Origin of the sequence: Bradyrhizobium barranii subsp. barranii (assembly GCF_017565645.3) — a bacterium.
GTDB lineage: Bacteria > Pseudomonadota > Alphaproteobacteria > Rhizobiales > Xanthobacteraceae > Bradyrhizobium > Bradyrhizobium barranii.
In genome coordinates this window covers 2,820,117-2,838,502 of record NZ_CP086136.1, presented here as the reverse complement: position 1 = coordinate 2,838,502, position 18,386 = coordinate 2,820,117, and the positions used below count along the sequence as shown (strand labels likewise).

Annotated in this window: 17 protein-coding genes and 3 pseudogenes; 13 read left to right on the top strand and 7 right to left on the bottom strand. The window is 64.1% G+C overall.

What is annotated here, in order from left to right:
- The 6 genes and pseudogenes from J4G43_RS13685 (at position 1) to J4G43_RS13660 (ending at position 4,835) form a co-directional block, all read left to right on the top strand.
- A complete protein-coding gene (locus J4G43_RS13685; RefSeq protein ID WP_249814835.1) occupies positions 1 to 801 on the top strand; it encodes a small ribosomal subunit Rsm22 family protein in 801 nt (266 codons plus the stop codon).
- A gap of 136 nt (positions 802 to 937) precedes the next feature.
- Entirely contained in the window at positions 938 to 1,498 is a 561-nt protein-coding gene (locus J4G43_RS13680; RefSeq protein WP_208085111.1) for a LemA family protein, read from the top strand.
- 32 nt (positions 1,499 to 1,530) lie between these two features.
- Positions 1,531 to 2,734: pseudogene (locus J4G43_RS13675) on the top strand (M48 family metallopeptidase).
- Between the two features lie 194 nt (positions 2,735 to 2,928).
- On the top strand, positions 2,929 to 3,681 hold the full coding sequence (locus J4G43_RS13670) for a P-loop NTPase family protein (protein ID WP_208085110.1): 753 nt from the start codon (positions 2,929 to 2,931) through the stop codon (positions 3,679 to 3,681).
- Between the two features lie 60 nt (positions 3,682 to 3,741).
- Positions 3,742 to 4,410: a hypothetical protein gene (locus tag J4G43_RS13665; RefSeq protein ID WP_063985143.1), complete on the top strand. Its 669-nt coding sequence runs from the start codon at positions 3,742 to 3,744 to the stop codon at positions 4,408 to 4,410.
- A 93-nt stretch (positions 4,411 to 4,503) separates the two neighbouring features.
- A pseudogene (locus J4G43_RS13660) lies at positions 4,504 to 4,835 on the top strand (GIY-YIG nuclease family protein).
- A 24-nt stretch (positions 4,836 to 4,859) separates the two neighbouring features.
- Here J4G43_RS13660 and J4G43_RS13655 read toward each other — a convergent pair.
- The 5 genes from J4G43_RS13655 to petA form a co-directional block, all read right to left on the bottom strand.
- Positions 4,860 to 5,399: an adenine phosphoribosyltransferase gene (locus tag J4G43_RS13655; protein ID WP_038943444.1), complete on the bottom strand. Its 540-nt coding sequence runs from the start codon at positions 5,397 to 5,399 to the stop codon at positions 4,860 to 4,862.
- Positions 5,400 to 5,408: 9 nt separating this feature from the next.
- The gene (locus tag J4G43_RS13650; protein ID WP_208085109.1) at positions 5,409 to 7,574 is read right to left on the bottom strand and encodes an anthranilate synthase component I; all 2,166 of its coding nucleotides are present in this window, start codon (positions 7,572 to 7,574) and stop codon (positions 5,409 to 5,411) included.
- A 233-nt stretch (positions 7,575 to 7,807) separates the two neighbouring features.
- Positions 7,808 to 8,482 (bottom strand): dienelactone hydrolase family protein, encoded by a 675-nt coding sequence (locus tag J4G43_RS13645; protein ID WP_208085108.1) that lies wholly within the window; start codon positions 8,480 to 8,482, stop codon positions 7,808 to 7,810.
- A gap of 272 nt (positions 8,483 to 8,754) precedes the next feature.
- On the bottom strand, positions 8,755 to 10,818 hold the full coding sequence (fbcH, locus tag J4G43_RS13640; protein ID WP_208085107.1) for a cytochrome b/c1: 2,064 nt from the start codon (positions 10,816 to 10,818) through the stop codon (positions 8,755 to 8,757).
- A gap of 62 nt (positions 10,819 to 10,880) precedes the next feature.
- Positions 10,881 to 11,411: a ubiquinol-cytochrome c reductase iron-sulfur subunit gene (gene petA / locus J4G43_RS13635; protein WP_063985148.1), complete on the bottom strand. Its 531-nt coding sequence runs from the start codon at positions 11,409 to 11,411 to the stop codon at positions 10,881 to 10,883.
- 278 nt (positions 11,412 to 11,689) lie between these two features.
- Between petA and J4G43_RS13630 the strand changes: the two genes are divergently transcribed.
- From J4G43_RS13630 to J4G43_RS13605, 6 genes are all read left to right on the top strand, one after another.
- Complete coding sequence (locus tag J4G43_RS13630; RefSeq protein ID WP_208085106.1) at positions 11,690 to 12,148, top strand: tRNA (cytidine(34)-2'-O)-methyltransferase; 459 nt, start codon at positions 11,690 to 11,692, stop codon at positions 12,146 to 12,148.
- An 18-nt stretch (positions 12,149 to 12,166) separates the two neighbouring features.
- The gene (queE, locus tag J4G43_RS13625; protein WP_063985150.1) at positions 12,167 to 12,802 is read left to right on the top strand and encodes a 7-carboxy-7-deazaguanine synthase; all 636 of its coding nucleotides are present in this window, start codon (positions 12,167 to 12,169) and stop codon (positions 12,800 to 12,802) included.
- A 17-nt stretch (positions 12,803 to 12,819) separates the two neighbouring features.
- Positions 12,820 to 13,185: a 6-pyruvoyl trahydropterin synthase family protein gene (locus J4G43_RS13620; RefSeq protein WP_208085105.1), complete on the top strand. Its 366-nt coding sequence runs from the start codon at positions 12,820 to 12,822 to the stop codon at positions 13,183 to 13,185.
- A 115-nt stretch (positions 13,186 to 13,300) separates the two neighbouring features.
- Complete coding sequence (hemF, locus tag J4G43_RS13615) at positions 13,301 to 14,188, top strand: oxygen-dependent coproporphyrinogen oxidase (protein WP_208085104.1); 888 nt, start codon at positions 13,301 to 13,303, stop codon at positions 14,186 to 14,188.
- Entirely contained in the window at positions 14,179 to 14,928 is a 750-nt protein-coding gene (locus tag J4G43_RS13610; RefSeq protein ID WP_208085103.1) for an HAD family hydrolase, read from the top strand. The genes hemF and J4G43_RS13610 overlap by 10 nt, the downstream gene beginning before the upstream one ends.
- Before the next feature lie 329 nt (positions 14,929 to 15,257).
- Positions 15,258 to 15,464 carry a YodC family protein gene (locus J4G43_RS13605; protein ID WP_028153663.1) on the top strand — a complete coding sequence of 69 codons (207 nt, stop codon included), beginning with the start codon at positions 15,258 to 15,260 and terminating at the stop codon, positions 15,462 to 15,464.
- 76 nt (positions 15,465 to 15,540) lie between these two features.
- Here J4G43_RS13605 and J4G43_RS13600 read toward each other — a convergent pair whose 3' ends face one another.
- Both J4G43_RS13600 and J4G43_RS13595 read right to left on the bottom strand, forming a co-directional pair.
- Positions 15,541 to 16,368 (bottom strand): outer membrane protein, encoded by an 828-nt coding sequence (locus J4G43_RS13600; RefSeq protein WP_208085102.1) that lies wholly within the window; start codon positions 16,366 to 16,368, stop codon positions 15,541 to 15,543.
- A gap of 416 nt (positions 16,369 to 16,784) precedes the next feature.
- Positions 16,785 to 17,910, bottom strand: a pseudogene (locus J4G43_RS13595) (IS3-like element ISRj2 family transposase).
- 142 nt (positions 17,911 to 18,052) lie between these two features.
- Between J4G43_RS13595 and J4G43_RS13590 the strand changes: the two are divergent.
- A complete protein-coding gene (locus J4G43_RS13590; RefSeq protein WP_208085101.1) occupies positions 18,053 to 18,211 on the top strand; it encodes a hypothetical protein in 159 nt (52 codons plus the stop codon).
- Positions 18,212 to 18,386 lie beyond the last annotated feature (175 nt).

Here is an 18,386-nt window from a genome sequence, read left to right as displayed (position 1 = left end):
ATGCCGGCGACCTATGCGGCCGTGGCCGCCAGCCTGAATGCACTGACCGAGATGGCGCCGGACCTCGCCCCGGAAACCCTGCTCGACGTCGGCGCAGGCCCGGGCACCGCGAGCTGGGCCGCTGCTGAGGCCTTTCCGTCGCTGCAGGATTTTACCCTGCTCGACGCCAACGCCACCCTCAGCCGTCTCGCGCTCGAACTCGCGCATGACAGCACGCGGCTCGCCGATTGCCGCTATCTGCCGGGCGACGCCGGTGCCAACCTCGCGGAAGCCTCGCAAGCCGATCTCGTCGTCGCGAGCTACGTCATCGGCGAGCTCAGCGAGACCGATCAGCGCAAGCTGGCGGAAACGATGTGGGCGAAAGCGCGCCACGCGCTGGTCGTGATCGAGCCCGGCACACCGGCCGGCTACGCGCGCATCCTCGCGCTGCGCCAGCAGCTGATCGCGCTAGGTGCCTATGTCGCCGCGCCCTGCCCGCACGAAAAGCCGTGCCCGCTCACGGCACCCGACTGGTGCCATTTCAGCCAGCGCCTGCCGCGCTCGCAAGCGCACCGCCAGATCAAGGGCGCCGACGTGCCGTTCGAGGACGAGCGCTTCATCTACATCGCCCTGACCCGGACAGCGCCCGCAACACGCGCCGCGCGCGTGCTGGCGCCGCCGGATGTCGGCAAGGCCGAGATCACCGCAAAGCTCTGCACGGAGGGCGGCCTCGCCATCACCAAGGTCCCGCGGCGCGACAGGGCCGCCTATGCAAACGCCCGGCGCTGGCGCTGGGGCGACGCGGTCATTGCCGAAAGTTAACTTCGTCGGACGCTTTTGCCTTGAACTTGGATGGTTCCCCATTCGACCAAGTCTTACCTTCCTCTGCGCCGGGCTCTCGTCCTGCGCTAATTTGGTCTAGGCTGCGCCCGCCTTCTTCCCCCTTCAGGAGTTCTCCATGTCGACCGGCTGGATCGTTCTCGGCGTCATCGTCGTCCTCGTGTTCCTGGCGTTCAGCGCCTACAACCGGCTGGTGGCGCTGAGCCAGCGCGTCGGCCAGGCCTTTGCCGACATCGACGTGCAGCTCAAGCAGCGCCACGATCTGATCCCGAACCTGGTCGAGACGGTGAAGGGCTATGCCTCGCATGAGCGTGGCACGCTCGACGACGTCATCAAGGCGCGCAACTCGGCGATGTCGGCGCAGGGACCGGCACAGGTATCCGCCGCCGAGAACCAGCTCTCCGGCGCGCTCGGCCGGCTGATCGCGCTGTCGGAGGCCTATCCGGACCTCAAGGCCAACGCCAACTTCCAGCAGCTCGCCAGTGAGCTCTCCGACCTCGAGAACAAGATCGCGGCGAGCCGCCGCTTCTTCAACAACGCGGTCCAGGAGTACAACACCGGCATCCAGCAGATGCCCGCCGCCCTGTTCGCCGGCATGTTCGGCTTCACCAAGAAGGACTTCTTCGATCTCGGCGCCAGCCGCACCGAAGTCGAGGCCACTCCGCAGGTGAAGTTCTGAGTTGAGCCGATAGGCCGGCAGGGCATCGCGTCATGGCCGCGTATGGTCTCTACACGCACATCGCCTCGAACAAGTTTCGTTCGATGCTGCTGCTCGCCGGCCTGTTCATGCTGGTCTACGTGCTGGTCTATGCCGGCGCGGCTGGTCGCGGAAGTCGTCATCAACAGCAATGGCACTGTCGCCTACTATCTGAGCCGCGCTTTCCACGACCTCATCGTCGCCGCGCCGTTCGCGACGATCGCGGCGGCGGTCTGGATCGTCATCGCCTATTTCTTCCACCAGTCGATGATCGATGCCGTGACCGGCGGCCACGACGTCACCCGGCAGGAAGAGCCGCGACTCTACAATCTGCTCGAAAACCTCTGCATCTCGCGCGGCATCACCATGCCGAAGCTGAAGATCATGGAGAGCCCGGCGCTGAACGCGTTCGCGACCGGCCTCAATCCGCGGCAATATTCGATCACCGTGACCACGGGTCTCCTCAATGCGCTTGATGACAAGGAGATCGAGGCGGTGCTGGGCCACGAGCTGACCCACATCAAGAACGGCGACGTGCAGCTCATGGTCGTCGCCGTCATCATCGCCGGCGTGGTCGGCTTCTTCGGCGAGTTGTTCTTCCGCCTGTTCACGAGCTTCAACTGGAGCTCCGGCTCCGGCGGCTCATGGTCGTCGGGCTCGTCCTCATCGTCGCGATCGTCCTCGTCGTCGAGCGACAGCAAGAGCTCCGGCGGCGGCGCAGTGATCGTGATCATCATCGCGGTCGTGCTGATCGTGGTGGCGTGGCTGTTGTCGCAGGTGGTGAAGCTCGCGCTGTCGCGTTCGCGCGAATATCTCGCCGACGCAGGCTCCGTTGAGCTGACGAAAGATCCGGACGCCATGATCTCGGCGCTGCGCAAGATCGAGAACCGCGGCGAGCTGCCGGGCGCGACCTCGGCGGTGATGGAGCTCTGCGTCGACAATCCGCGCGAGGGCTTTGCCGATTTGTTCGCGACCCATCCCTCGGTGCAGTCCCGGGTCGACGCGCTGGTCAAGTTCGCCGGCGGCCATGATCCCGGCCCGCTGCCGCCGCCCGACGAGGCGGACGAGCCTGAGGCACAGGTGGAGCGGCAGGGCGGCCCGCCGCCGTTGCGCCAGGGGCCTTGGGACGATGCAGGCGGCTCGGCCAGTCCGCCGCCCGTGCCCGCACCCTCCGGAACTGCAGCCGGCAATCCGATGGGTCCATGGGGCCGTCGTTAAGGGCGGGATTTTAAGCGACTTGCGAAGAGTTGCGTTGCGATTGGGAAAAACCTCGGAAATTGCCACAACCATAGGCCGAGGATTTGAATTCTCCCTTGTTTCTGCCATGTTCGCGCCCAACAGCAGACTTGGGACATCGATTTGGGGCCCGACCGATTGCAAGGCGCAATCGGAGGGCGCGTTAGGGGACAGCAATGGCAAAGCCGGCAGTGGTTGTGGTGGGCGCGGACAAGGGCGGGGTGGGCAAGACCACGGTGTCGCGCACCTTGCTCGATTATTTTTCCGCCAACAACGTACCGACGCGCGCCTTCGACACGGAGTCGCCGCGCGGAACCCTGAAGCGCTTTCACCCCGAGATCACCGAGATCGTCGACATGATGACGACCTCGGACCAGATGAAGATCTTCGACACGCTCAACGCGGCGAGCCCGTCGGTGACCGTGATCGACGTCCGCGCCGGCCTGCTCTCGCCGGCGCTGGCCTCGCTGCGCGACATCGGCTTCCTCGACGCCGCCAAGGCCGGCCAGATCACCTTCGCGGTGTTCCACATCCTGGGCCCCTCGATCGCGTCGCTCGACGAAATCGCCGAGACCGCGGGCTTCATGGGGGGCGCAAAATATTTCCTGGTGAAGAACTTCATCAACGACACCCAGTTCTTCCAGTGGGACCAGGCGACCTACAATTCCTACTTCCACCGCATCAAGGACGCGACCGAGCTGACCATCCCCAAGCTCAACGAAATGGCCTATGAGCAGGTCGAGGTGTCCTCCGTCCCGTTCCTGAAATTCGTCGCCAACAAGGGCATCAACGACGAAGCCGCGAACTATTCCTTCGTGCTGCGCGGCTATGTCCGCCACTGGCTGGCGAATGTCTGGAGCGAGTTCGACCGGATCCGGCTGACCGACATCGTCGGTTCGAAGCCCGCCCCCCGCAACAGCGAAAAATAGTTGCAGAGCCCGGGCGGATACGGCTGGATTGGGCGGTGAGTTCGCCTGATATAGCTGTCGATGCCCGCGACGCCCCTTTACATCATCTGCTCGCCCCGCCCGCAGGTCGGCAAGACGCTGCTGGCGCGGCTTTTGAGCGAATTTTTGCTGCTCAAGAACGGCGACGTCGCGGCCTTCGACGTCAACCTGAAGGAACCGTCGCTACTCGACTATCTGCCGAAGGTCACCGAAACGGCTGATGTGATCGACACCTACGGCAAGATGCAGCTGATGGACCGCGTCATCGTCGATGACGGCATGGCCAAGGTGATCGACCTCGGCTTCCACGCCTTCGACGAGTTCTTCAAGATGAGCGACGAGATCGGCCTGTTGAAGGAGGCCGCGCGCCGCCACGTCGCGCCGATGATCCTGTTCGTCGCCGACACCGACCGCGTCTCGGCCCGCGCCCACGAGATGCTGCGCGGACAAATCCCGCGGATAAACCTGATCACGGTGGACAATGAGCACATCGTGCGCGGCGAGCTGCCGGCCGCGATGGCGACCGGGCGGCTGTTCCGCCTGCCCGCGCTACCCGGCTTCCTCAAGACCTATATCGACCGGCTCAACTTCTCCTTCACCGGCTATCTGCGCCAGGAGAAGGACGCCTCCACCGAGCTGCACCAGTGGACCCGGCGGAACTACCTCGCCTTCCGCGAGCTCGAGCTCAGCCTGATCTTGCAAAGCTCCTGAGGCGATAATTTTACCCGGATAATATTGACTGCGGGGCTGACCGCGCCTATTGAGGCGGAGATCGGTATCCCTCTCAGCAAGGTCCCCCCCCCCTTGAGCATCGACCGGAAGGCAGCCATCGCCGCCTACAAGGAGCGCAAGACCATTGCGGGCATCTACGTCGTCCGCTGCGCGGCATCGGGCGAGGCCTGGGTCGGCCAGGCGCCGAACCTGCAGACCATCCAGAACCGCATCTGGTTCTCGCTCCGCCAGGGCAGCCACACCTGCCGCACCCTCCAGGCCGCCTGGCAGCGCATGGCGAGGCGGGCCTGACGTTCGGCGAATGCGAGCGGCTGGAAGATGAGGAGACGGACTACGTCAGAAACGCGCTCCTGAAGGAGCGCATGCTGCATTGGCGGGCCGCATTGAAGGCCGAGGCGATCTGACGATCGCCGGGGCGCCGACGCGGCTCAATGCCCTTCGAACGTCATCAGCGTGCGCACCGGCACGTCCATCGCGCGCAGCTTGGCGGCGCCGCCGAGATCGGGCAGATCGACGATGAAGCAGGCGGCGACCACATTGGCGCCGATCTGACGCAGCAGCTTCACCGCGCCCTCCGCAGTGCCGCCGGTGGCAATGAGATCGTCGACCAGGATGACGCGCTCGCCGGGCTGGATCGCGTCGACATGCATCTCCATCTCGTCGATGCCGTATTCGAGCGAGTAGGCAATGCGCACGGTGGTGTGCGGCAACTTGCCTTTTTTCCGGATCGGCACGAAGCCGGCCGAGAGCTGATGCGCCACCGCGCCGCCGATGATGAAGCCGCGCGCCTCCATGCCGGCGACCTTGTCGATCTTGTTGCCGGCCCAGGGATTGACGAGCTCGTCGACCGCGCGGCGGAACGCGCGCGCATCCGCGAGCAGCGTGGTGATGTCGCGGAACATGATCCCCGGCTTGGGATAGTCGACGATGGTGCGGACGCTCGCCTTCAGATCGTGGTCAAAGGTCATTGGTGCCTCTCAATCAACGCGCGCATCCAGCCGGAACGCATTCTCGACAATCCTCAGGCCCACCTCACCGCTGAGCGACATCAGCGATTCCGGGTGGAACTGCACGCCGGCAATGGGCAGCGTCTTGTGCTCGAGCGCCATCGCGACGCCGTCCTCGGTGCTGGCGGTGACATCAAGCACCTCGGGCATGCTGTCGCGCTCGACATAGAGCGAGTGATAGCGGCCGATGACGATCTCGTTCGGCAAATTGCGCATCAGGCGCCCGCCGCGCACCTGCACCCGCGAGGGCCGGCCGTGCGCGGGGTGCGTGAGCTGACCGAGCTCGCCGCCGAAATATTCGCCGATCGCCTGCACGCCGAGACAGACGCCGAACACCGGTAGCTTCTTCTCCAGCGCCGCATCGATGGTCTTCTTGATCCCGAAATCCTCGGGCCTGCCTGGTCCGGGCGACAGCACCAGCAAATCCCACGCCTTCCGCTTGAGCATGTCGAGCGCATGCACATGGCGGACCACGGTGACGTCGGCGCCGACCTGGCGGAAATAATCGGCCAGCATGTGCACGAAGCTGTCGTCGTGATCGATCAGCAGCACCTGCTTGCCCGAGCCGGTCGCATCGGGCGCGAAGGCCGAGAGCGGCTTTGGCGGATCGCCGCGCAGCGCCTGGAACAGGGCTGCAGCCTTGACCTGGCACTCGCGGTCTTCGGCCGCGGGATCGGAATCGAACAGGCAGGTGGCGCCGACGCGCACCTCGGCGAGACCATCCTTCATGCGGATGGTGCGGATGGTGAGGCCGGTGTTGATGCTGCCGTCGAAATTCACCGCGCCGATCGCACCGGCATACCAGCGCCGCGGCGAACGCTCGTGATCCTCGACGAACTGCATCGCCCAGAGTTTTGGCGCGCCGGTTACCGTCACCGCCCAGGCATGGGTGAGGAAGGCATCGAGCGCGTCGAAGCCGGGACGCAGCATGCCCTCGACGTGATCGACGGTGTGGAACAGTTTTGAGTAGGTCTCGATCTGCCGGCGCGCCAAGACCTTGATCGTGCCGGGCACGCAAACGCGCGCCTTGTCGTTGCGGTCGACGTCGGTGCACATGTTGAGCTCGAACTCGTCCTTCTCCGAGTTCAGCAGCTGGCGGATCTGCTCGGCATCGCCGATCGCATCGGTGCCGCGCGCGATCGTCCCTGATATCGGGCAGGTCTCGACGCGGCGCCCGTCCGAGCGCACGAACATTTCCGGCGAGGCGGAGACGAGAAACTCGCCCTCGCCGAGATTCATCAGGGCGCCGTAGGGCGACGGGTTGATGACGCAGAGGCGTTGGAACACTTCCGCCGGCGAGCGATCGCAGGGCTCGGCGAACAGCTGTCCCGGCACCGCCTCGAACAGATCGCCGCGCGCGAAAGCCGCGCGCGCGGTCTCGACCGTGGCCTGATATTCACCGGGCGCGTGATCGGCAAAGCCCTGGCGCGGCGTCTTGAGGTACGGGCTCTCGACGGTCTCGCGCGGCAGAGCTTCGGTGGACTTGCCCTTCCACGCAAAATCGTAACTCAGCACCACGCCGCGGCCGGTCGCACGGTCGTAGGCGAGCAGGCGATCGGGGACGTAGAGCACGATATCGCGCTGGTCCTGCTCGCGTGCGCGCTTCTGCACGAGGTCCTCGATCTGGAACACGAGGTCGTAGGCGAAGGCGCCGAACAGGCCGAGCAGCCCGTCATCGTTGGCGGAGAAGGCGGCGACGAGATCGCGCACCAGCGACATCACGCTGGCGCGCCGCGTGCGCTGGTCTTCCTCGACCGGCGCATCGCCGCGGATGATGTGGCCGGCAAGCCGCGTGGCGCTCTTCTCGGAGATCACGACGCAGGGCTCGCGCAGCACGTCTGCGAGGAAGGCGATCAGCACCTGGCCGCGTTCATTGAGCGCTTCCAGCTTGAAATTGACGCCAGTGGTCTCGAGCTTGAGCGGCGGATCGGAGAAGCCGAGGTCAAAGCTCTCGTAGCGGCCGGGCACGGTCGTGCCCGAGGACAGCACCACGCCGCGACGGCGGTCGAGCAGGTTGATGAGATCGTCGAGCCTGTTGGCGCCGCCGGTGAACTGCTCCGCGACGCGCGTGATCGCGAGACCGCCGCGGGTCACGTAGTCGCTTCGGGCCGGGAGGGCAAAGACTGTCCTGTTCATGTCGTCCTCTTACGAAACTTGCCGAGGAAACGCCACACAGGACAAACGATCAGGCCGCCGCACTGCGTGGCGACCTTCGACGATTCTGAGAAATGAAATCGCACCGGCCACCTCTTTAGGAGGTGCGCCACCAAAGACGGGCTGGGCGGACGGCGGTGCTCATGGGGCGGATACTCACCATGGCTCGGGGACGGCGTCAAGGGCGGGCCCGATGCCGTCCGGGCTCCAGGCGATCAGCCGAGATGCTTCCTGAAAAACTCCGTCGCCCTGCCCCAGGCGAGCTCGGCGGCCTCGCGGTCGTGCACGGCCTGGCGCTGCTCGTTGACGAAGGCGTGTTCGGCGTCATAGCGGAACAGCTCGAGCGACTTGCCGGCGGCCTTCATGCCGCTTTCAAAGGCATCGACCAGTTGCGGCGTGCACCAGTCGTCCTTGTTGGCGAAATGGGCCTGGAGCGGGATCTTGACGTCGGCGGGCTTGGCCGCCTGCTCGGGTGGGATGCCGTAGAAGACGACGCCGGCCGCGAGCTCCGGAATCTTGGTCGCGCCGATGATGGTGACGGCGCCGCCGAGGCAGAAGCCTGTTAGCCCGACCTTGGCGCCGTTGCGCGACAGATATTGCGTGGCGCCGCGCACGGTCTGCGTGGTGGCGTCCATGAAATCGAGCGAGTTCATCTCTTTGCCGGCGGCGTCCGTGTCGTGATACGGCACCACCTTGCCCTTGTAGAGATCAGGCGCCAGCGCATCGAAGCCGGCGAGCGCAAAGCGGTCGCACAGGCCCTTGATCTGATCCGACAGGCCCCACCACTCCTGGATCACCACCACGCCCGGCGCATTGCCGCGCGCGGCGTTGGCGAGATAGCCCAAGGTGTCCTTGCCGTCAGGGCGCTTGAAGGTGATGGCGGTTCCCATGGTGTCCTCCGATGAGTTTCTGGGGGAGCGGTTGAAGGTATTTTGGCCGCTGGGAGCGCGATAGGCAATCGCGCCAAACAACACACTCTCGTGCCCCGGATGCAATGCAGCGCGCCGCCCTTCGCGGGTGGTGCGTTGCTGATCCGGGGGCCCAGCCACAAGCATGCTGGGTCCATGCTCTGCGCAGCAGCGTTGAACGCTGCAGCGCGTCCGGGACACGGGCAAAAAAAAGCCCCCTCGCGGGGGCTTCTTCATTTCCGATCGCGCGCCGCTCAGTGGGAGTCGGCCCAGACCTTTTTCTTCGTGAAGTACATCAGGCCCGCGAAGATGATCAGGAAAACGAACACCTGGAAGCCGAGGCGCTTGCGCGCTTCCATGTGGGGCTCGGCGGTCCACATCAGGAACGTGGTGACGTCCTTGGAATATTGCGCGACCGTGGTCGGCGAGCCGTCGCCATAGGTTACCTGGCCGTCGCTGAGCGGCTTCGGCATCTTGATGGCGTGGCCCGGGAAGTACTTGTTGTAGTAGGAGCCTTCGGGGATGGTGACGCCTTCAGGCACCTTGTCCTCAAAGCCCTGGAGCACCGCCGCGACATAGTCCGGGCCCTGCTCCTGGTACTGGGTGAAGAAGTCGAAGATGAACCAGGGGAAGCCGCGACCGTAGGAGCGCGCCTTGGTGATCAGCGACAGATCGGGCGGCGCCGCACCGCCGTTCGCCGCACGGGCCGCCTGCTCGTTCGGGAATGGCGAGGGGAAATAGTCCGCCGGCCGGCCCGGGCGCTCGAACATGTCACCCGCATCGTTCGGGCCATCCTTGACCTTGTAGTCGGAGGCAAACGCCGCTGCCTGCGCCACCGAATAGCCGGGGCCGCCGGCTTCCGCGAGGTTGCGGAAGGCGATGTAGGACAGGCCATGGCAGCTCGAGCAGACCTCCTTGTAGACCTGCAGGCCGCGCTGGAGCGCGCCGCGGTCGTACTTACCGAAAGGGCCGGAGAACGACCATTTGTTGCCCGGCGGCCTGTCGCTGCCTTCGGAGGCGCGAGCGTCCTGAAGGCTGCCGAGGAACAGCGCGCCGGCGGCAACGAGCGCGATGGCGACCGAAGCCACCGCCTTGCCGCCCTTGGCCAGGATCGCCTCCGAGATCGAGTTCGGCACCGGCCGCGGCGTCTCGATGCGCGAGAGCAGCGGTAGCACGATCAGGAAATAGGCGAAATAGCAGACCGTCAGGACCCGGCCGGCGATCACGTAGATGCCTTCCGGCGGCTGCGCGCCGAGATAGCCGAGCAGGATGCAGACCGCGACGAAGATCCAGAAGAACTGCTTGGCCAGCGGGCGGTACTTCGACGACCTGGTCTTGGCGGCATCGAGCCAGGGCAGGAAGCACAGGATGATGATCGCCGAGAACATCCCGATCACGCCTGCGAGCTTGTTCGGGATCGAACGCAGGATCGCGTAGAACGGCAGGTAATACCATTCCGGCACGATGTGCGGCGGCGTCACGCCCGGGTTCGCCGGAATGTAGTTGTCGGCGTCGCCGAGATAGTTCGGCATGTAGAAGATGAACCAGGCGTAGAGCAGCAGGAAGCAGGCGACACCGAACCCGTCCTTGATGGTCGCGTGCGGCGTGAACGGCACCGTGTCCTTTTCCGTCTTCGGCTCGACGCCGTCAGGATTGTTCTGGCCGGCGACGTGCAGCGCCCAGACGTGGAGCACGACGACGCCAGCGATCAGGAACGGCAGCAGATAGTGCAGCGAGAAGAAGCGGTTCAGCGTCGGGTTGCCGACCGAATAGCCGCCCCACAACAGCGTCACGATGCTCTCGCCGACATAGGGAATGGCGGAGAACAGATTGGTGATGACGGTGGCGCCCCAGAAGCTCATCTGGCCCCACGGCAGCACGTAGCCCATGAAGCCCGTCGCCATCATCAGGAGGTAGATGATGACGCCGAGGATCCACAGCACCTCGCGCGGCTCCTTGTAGGAGCCGTAATAGAGGCCGCGCAGCATGTGGACGTAGACCGCGAAGAAGAACATCGACGCGCCGCAGGCATGCATGTTGCGCAGCAGCCAGCCGTAATTGACGTCACGGACGATCAGCTCGACCGACTTGAAGGCGAGATCGGCGTGCGGCGTGTAGTGCATCGCCAGGACCACGCCGGTCAGGATCTGCATCCCCAGCATGAAGGAGAGGATGGCGCCGAAGGTCCACCAGTGGTTCAGGTTGCGCGGGGTGGGATAGACGACGAAGGAGGAATGGACGAGACCGATGATCGGCAGACGTCGCTCGATCCATTGCAGGGCCGGATTGCTCGGCTGGTAGTCGGATGGTCCGCTCATGATGCGATCCTGAGGAAATATAACGACGAGACGGCGCGAAGCTTCGGGCGAAGGCCCGAAGCTCAGCCGATCTGGATTTTGGTGTCGGAAACGAACTGATACGGCGGCACCGGCAGGTTCGCGGGCGCGGGCCCCTGGCGGATGCGGCCGGACGAATCGTACTGCGAACCATGGCAGGGGCAGAAGAACCCGTCGTAATTGCCCTCATGAGCGATCGGGATGCAGCCGAGATGGGTGCAGATGCCGATCACGACCAGCCACTGCTCGTGGCCCGGCTTGACCCGGGCCTCGTCGGACTGCGGATCGGGCAGGCTCGCCACGTTGACGGCGCGCGCCTCGTCGATCTGCTTCTTGGTGCGGTGGCTGACGTAGATCGGCTTGCCGCGCCAGAACACCTTGATGTCCTGCCCCTCGGCGACCGGGCTGAGATCGACCTCGATCGGCGCACCAGCGGCGATGGTCGACGCATCAGGATTCATTTGAGAGATGAAGGGCCAGAGCGCAGCTGCGCCCCCTACTGCTGCAGCTGCCCCCGTTGCAACGAATAAGAAATCACGGCGTGTCGGATGGTCCGCCGAAGACGCTGTCGTCACGATTCCAACCCTTTCTTCTTATGCTGCCGACGGAACCGTTCCGGGAGCCCCCAAGGTCCCCAAAACAGTGTGCCGGCGCCCGCGGCCCCCCGCGGCGGCAGAACTTCACTTGTCCCCACCGAAACAAGGCGAAAACAGCAGTCCAGAATCGTTCTATTGGCACCCTTGCCGGGCGAGCGCAAGCCCGCTAACGGCGTGGGGGCGTGCAATGCACGAATTCCGCAGCCAGCGATGTTTTATTGAGACATTTCCGGCCCGCACCGACCCCGATACAGCCCATGCAGATCGCGCTTTTCCAACCCGACATCGCCCAGAACACCGGCACGATTCTCAGGCTCTGCGCCTGCCTGGGCATGGCCGCCCATATCATCGAGCCGGCGGGCTTCCCGTTCTCCGACCGCTTGTTCCGCCGGGCGGGAATGGACTACCTCGATCATGTCAGCGTGACCCGCCACGACTCCTGGTCGAAATTCGAGGACTGGCGTGCGACACAGGGCTACCGCCTGCTGCTGTTCACCACCAAGGCCGCCACCGATTACCGCGATTTTCATTACCAGACGTCGGACATCCTGCTATTCGGGCGCGAGAGCGCCGGCGTCACCGACGCGGTGGTCGAGGCTGCGGACGCGCGGCTGGTGATCCCGATCAATGCGGGGCTGCGGTCGCTCAATGTCGCCATGACCGCGGCGATGGCCGCAGGCGAGGCGCTGCGGCAGCTCCGGAACCCGCAAGTTTGAGATGTTGAGGAGAGACCATTGAGTTACGCGGTCAAGGAAATCTTCCTGACCCTGCAAGGCGAAGGCGCCCATGCCGGGCGCGCGTCCGTGTTCTGCCGCTTTGCCGGCTGCAACCTCTGGAGCGGCCGCGAAGCCGACCGCGAGGCCGCGACCTGCAAATTCTGCGACACCGACTTCGTCGGCACCGACGGCACGCTCGGCGGCCGCTATGCCTCGGCCGCGGAACTCGCCGACACCATCGCCGCGCAATGGACGGCTGCCGCTGACAACAACCGTTACGTGGTGCTCACCGGCGGCGAGCCGCTGCTCCAGGTCGATGCCGCCCTGATCGACGCCCTCCACGCCCGCGGCTTCGAGATCGGCGTCGAGACCAACGGCACGATTGCGGCGCCTGAGGGGCTCGACTGGATCTGCGTCAGCCCCAAGGGCGGCAGCGAGCTCGTCCAGCGCCGCGGCCACGAGCTGAAGCTGGTCTATCCGCAGGCCCTCGCCGCCCCCGAGACCTTCGAGGACCTCGCCTTCGAACGCTTCTCGCTGCAGCCGATGGACGGACCCGAGGTTGCCCAAAACACCGTGCGTGCGATCGACTATTGCCTGCGCCATCCGCAATGGCGGCTGAGCGTGCAGACGCATAAATCGCTCGGCATCAGATAGGATTGGTTTTCGGACAGATGTGGGAATTGACGAAATCGTTCCGCTTCGAGGCGGCGCACTCATTGTCGGGAACGACCTTTGGCGCCGCGAGCGAGGAGATCCACGGCCACTCCTTCCGCGCCGAGGTGACGTTGCGCGGCACGCCGGACCCTGCGACCGGCATGGTGGTCGATCTCGGCCTCGTCCAGCGCGCCATCGACGACGTGCGGCTCACGCTCGACCACAAATACCTCAACAAGATCGAGGCGCTGGGCACACCGACGCTGGAAAACCTCTCGCGCTTTGTCTGGGAGCGGCTCCAGCATATCGGCAAGCTCACCCGCGTCAGCATCCACCGCGACAGTTGCAACGAGAGCTGCACCTATTACGGTCCGCAGGGTTAGACTTCGTAGGGTGGGCAAAGCGAAGCGTGCCCACCAATCAAGACGACAGTGAATATGGTGGGCACGGCGCAAGAGCGCCTTTGCCCACTCTACGAGACCGGTTTTGGAATTGGACATGGACATCTCGACAATCGAAGACCGCAAGACGCGCGCCCGCGCCTGGTTCGAAGCTTTGCGCGACGACATCTGCACGAGCTTCGAGCGGCTGGAGGATGACGCGCCGGAAAGCCTTTATCCGGGCGATGCCGGCCGCTTCAAACGCACGCCCTGGCAGCGCACCGATCATACCGGCGCGCCCGGAGGCGGCGGCGTGATGTCGATGATGTCCGGCCGCCTGTTCGAGAAGGTCGGCGTGCACTGCTCGACGGTGCACGGCGAATTCGCGCCCGAGTTTCGCGCCCAGATCCCGGGCGCAGCAGACGACCCCAAGTTCTGGGCCTCCGGCATCTCGCTGATCGCGCATCTGCGCAATCCGCACGTGCCCGCCGTGCACATGAACACCCGCTTCGTCGTCACCACAAAAGCCTGGTTCGGCGGCGGCGCCGATCTCACACCGGTGCTCGACCGCCGGCGTACCCAGGACGATCCCGACACGCTCGCCTTCCACGCCGCGATGAAGGAGGCCTGCACGGGCCCGAACGGCGTTGCCGACTACGACAAGTACAAGAAATGGTGCGACGAGTATTTCTACCTGCCGCACCGCAAAGAGGCGCGCGGCATCGGCGGCATCTTCTACGACTGGCACGACAGCGGCGACTGGGACGCCGACCTCGCTTTCACGCAGGATGTCGGCCGCGCGTTCCAGAAAATCTACCCTGACATCGTCAGGCGCAATTTCGCGAGCGCCTGGACCGCGGAGGATCGCGAGGAGCAATTGATCCGGCGCGGACGCTATGTCGAGTTCAACCTGCTCTACGACCGCGGCACCATCTTCGGACTCAAGACCGGCGGCAACGTGGACTCCATCCTGTCGTCGCTGCCGCCGGAGGTGAAATGGCCATGAGCACCGCGATGCCTCCGCTGCCGCGCGCCATGCTGATCGACATGGACGACACCATCCTGTCGGCCTACGGCCGGCCCGAGATCGCCTGGAATACGATCGCAGAAGAATTTGCCGACGAGCTCGCGCCGCTGCCGCCGCAGCAGGTCGCGACCGCAGTTTTGGCCTTCGCACGAAACTTCTGGGCGAATGCGGAAGCCGCGTGGCGGATGAAGCTTGGCGAGGCACGGCGGCTCACGGTGCGGGGCGGCTTCGCCGCGCTCGCCGCCGACGGCCACCGCGCCCTCTCCGACGATCTCGCCGATCGCCTCGCCAACCGCTTCACGACCTATCGCGAAGAAGCGATCTTCGTGTTCCCCGGTGCGCATGATGCGATCGACGCGTTCAAGGCACGCGGCGTCAAACTCGCGCTGGTCACCAACGGCGCCGCCGACATGCAGCGCGCCAAGGTCGAGCGCTTCGAGCTCGCGCATCGCTTCGATCACATCCAGATCGAGGGCGAGCACGGTTTCGGCAAGCCCGAGGAGCGCGCCTATCTGCACGCGATGGAGGCGCTCGGCGTCACCGCGAAAGACACCTGGATGATTGGCGACAATCTGGAATGGGAAGTCGTGACGCCGCAGCGCCTCGGCATCTACTCGATCTGGATCGACGTGCATGGCGACGGCCTGCCCGAAGGCTCGGCCGTCAAGCCCGACCGCATCATCCGCTCGCTGACCGAACTCGTGCCGGACCAGCCGTAACCCAGGCGAAAACAAAACATCGAAAACAACCCCATGCACAGTAGCCGGCTGCTGCAATTTCAACAGCTTGCCGCAAACGCAATTCATTGCTGATTTTACGAAATCATTTGACGCGTCGGGCAAAACAGGCGCATGATGCCATCATCGCCGTGCCTGGGACGGAATAGCCCCTGGTGACCTCGAGCGATCCCCCACTCGAACCTCTGCCATCGACGTTTCGGCAGTCTGTGCAAGCCGCAGCAAATTCACGGGTCCCATAGCCCGTGATCGGCCTGTCATGACGGCTTGCTAGCCTCCCCTCTCGTCGATCAACCCCGAAAGGACCATCCATGGAACTGAAAACCGGCGACGTCGTGATGCTGAAATCCGGCGGCCAGCCGCTGACCGTCGCAGAGGTGAAAGGCGACGACATCCTCTGCCTCTGGATGGGCTCGGAAGGCGATCTGTTCCGCGAGACACTGCCGCTGGCCGCGCTCGACCGCCTGGAAGTGGAAGATCACGACGAGGATGAGGACGAAGACGAGGATGACGAGTAGGCACGCCTAAGCGGCCTGCGATTGCGAGAAAGGGAGACCTGAAGTCTCCCTTTCTTCACGTCTTCAGATCCGCTGATCAGAAGCGATAGTTCACACCAACGCGGGCGATGTCGAAGCTCGGCTTGATATCGACGTGAGTCGCGATGACGCCCGTCAACCCGGCCGGCGATTGAAGCGAGCCGGTCAAGTTGTAGCCTTTCGTGCCGAAACCCATGTGCAGATACTCGCCCTTGACCGACCACCCTGCCCCCAGAGCATATTCGAAACCGCCGCCAACCGCGTAGCCGATCAGGACGGCGCTGTCAGAAGCGCTCATGGAGCCCAGCGGTCCCAGGGTTGGCGGGAAGAGGGCAGTGACGATACTGCCCGTAGCGTTCGCACTGACCTTGGTATCGGCCAACGCAATACCGCCGGTCGCGTAGAGCAACGCCGGCCCAAACGCATAACCCACTCGGCCACGGAAGGTCGCATACCAATCGGTGCTGACGGACGTGCTGCCGCTGAAATTGTCGCCGATGAAGACGGGAACAGCAATAGCCGAGTTGCCGGTGCTGGCCTTTGAATTGAGATACTGCCAATCAGCCTCGATGCCGAGCACAGTCTGCTCGATCTGCCAGTTGTAGCCGGCCTGGATACCGGCGGTGACCCCATTGCCGTTGCCGGATACGGGGTTGAAGCCATAGATGCCCGAACCGCCATTCGAGTTCACGATTGTCCCGGTGGCGTTCGACGCACCGTAGCTGCCCCAGCCATAACCAACGTTGCCGCCGATATAGAATCCCGTCCAGTTGCCCACCTGAGCGGGAGCCTTCGACGACATACGGACCGGCGCCAGATCCGCAGCCTGGGCCGTGATCGGGCCGAGAGCAACTGTCGACAGCAATGCAAGTGCAAACTTCCTCATTTCAAAACCCCCTTATTGAGCCGCCCTGGCGGCCTGCCAATCATATGAAGCAAAACCAAAGCAGCATCAAAGCGCGATTGAATGCGCGAATTAGATCGCCCAATCGTTGCGCTCGGAGCCAGCGACGCCCTTCGCTGCTCGCAGCGGACAATGCGACGCCGTGTCTGCTCTGTTTGGTGAAGCGGACCTCGAACACTGCTTCCCGCTGGTCGGCTATGGGCCAGAAGGCGACATCGCCGCCCAACTTAGGGACCTCAATTTTCGATGAAGAGAGCTGGCCCCGGTTGTTTGGACAGCGCCCCGCTGGATTTAAGTGGATTCCTGCCGGGTTATGCTGAACGCGGGGCTTTACGGTTTTGTCGTTGCGTCGGGAGGGCGTAGCCCGACCAGAGCGACGACAAAACCGTCGGCGACGGTCATGCGGCCATCACCATAGCTTGCGTGCCGAAGTAAGCCTCGTCGGGCGTGCGCCCGTCAAGGCTCGAGTGAGGGCGTCCCTGATTGTAGAAGGCCAGATACTTGGCAATTGACGCTCGCGCCTCGGACACGCTGTCGTAGGCGCGGAGATAAACTTCTTCGTATTTGACCGTGCGCCAGAGCCGCTCGACAAACACGTTGTCGCGCCAGGCGCCCTTGCCGTCCATGCTGATGGCGATCTTCGCGTCCAGCAGCACATCGGTGAACTCGAGGCTGGTGAACTGGCTGCCCTGATCCGTGTTGAAAATCTCGGGCCTGCCGTGCTTCGCCAACGCCTCCTGGACCGCTTCGACGCAGAAGGCCGCCTCCATTGTGATCGAGACGCGATGGGCCAGGACCCGTCGGCTGAACACATCGACGACCGCCGCGAGATAGACGAAGCCACGCCGCATCGGAATGTAGGTGATGTCCATTGCCCACGCATGGTCGGGCCGCTCGATCTTCAATCCGCGCAACAGGTACGGGTAGATCTTGTGACCCGGAGCCGGCTTGCTCGTGTTCGGGCGACGATAGACCGCCTCGATCCCCATGCGCTTCATCAGCGTCGCGATGTGGCGGCGACCGGCGTATACGCCCTCCCGCCGCAGCAACGATCGCAGCATACGCGCTCCCGCGAAGGGATAATCGAGATGCAGCTCATCGAGCCGACGCATCAAGGCAAGGTCCTCGGCCGAAACTGGCCGAGGTTCATAGTAGACCGTGCTGCGAGCCAGCTTCAGGACCTTCGCCTGGCGCACGATAGAAAGATCATGATCGCGGTCGATCATCGCTTTGCGCTCAGCAGGCCCGCCTTGGTGAGCGCGCCGGACAAAAAATCGTTTTCCAACGCCAGCTCGCCGATCTTGGCATGTAACGCCTTCAAATCGACCGGCGTCTCGGCCGATGTCTTGTCATGCCCAAACACGCCGGCGGCGCCTTCCAGGAGCTGGTTTTTCCAGATCGTGATCTGGTTCGGATGAACATCAAACGCGCCAGCTCCGCCAGTGTCTTGTCGCCTTTGACCGCAGCCAAAGCAACCTTCGCCTTGAATGCCGGAGAATGCGTCCGGCGGCTCTTCTTCGTCATCTTCGCTCCTGATTCGCAGCAAGAATCCTCGCCGCTGTCAGGCAGAAAATCCACTCAAGCTACTGTCCGAATTTGCGGGGCCAGCTCTGAAGAGCGGCAATGAGAGCTGCCCTTGTGATACTGTTTCACCGGACGTCGGAGAATGACCAATGGCTTGGTGGATTTTCGTTATCGTTTCGATTGGGTCTATACCCCTCGCGTCTGCCATGGCGGGCGAGCGCAACAGATCACCCAGGCGATGGTGCTGGACAGCCGTGGTGGTGGGACCATTAGCGCCATTAGCGTTGCTAATCCTTGGTGACGCGCAGCGTCCGGCTCAAGTCAACTGAAACAAGTTTGTTGCGGGGACTAGGGCGCGACGAAGTGAAGGGCAAAGGCAGCCGCGACACAGAGCGCGACGGCAACGGAGGCGGACCACCATTTAGCGGGGTAGCCACCGAATGTAATTCCAACCAAGGCTGCGCCTAACACCCATC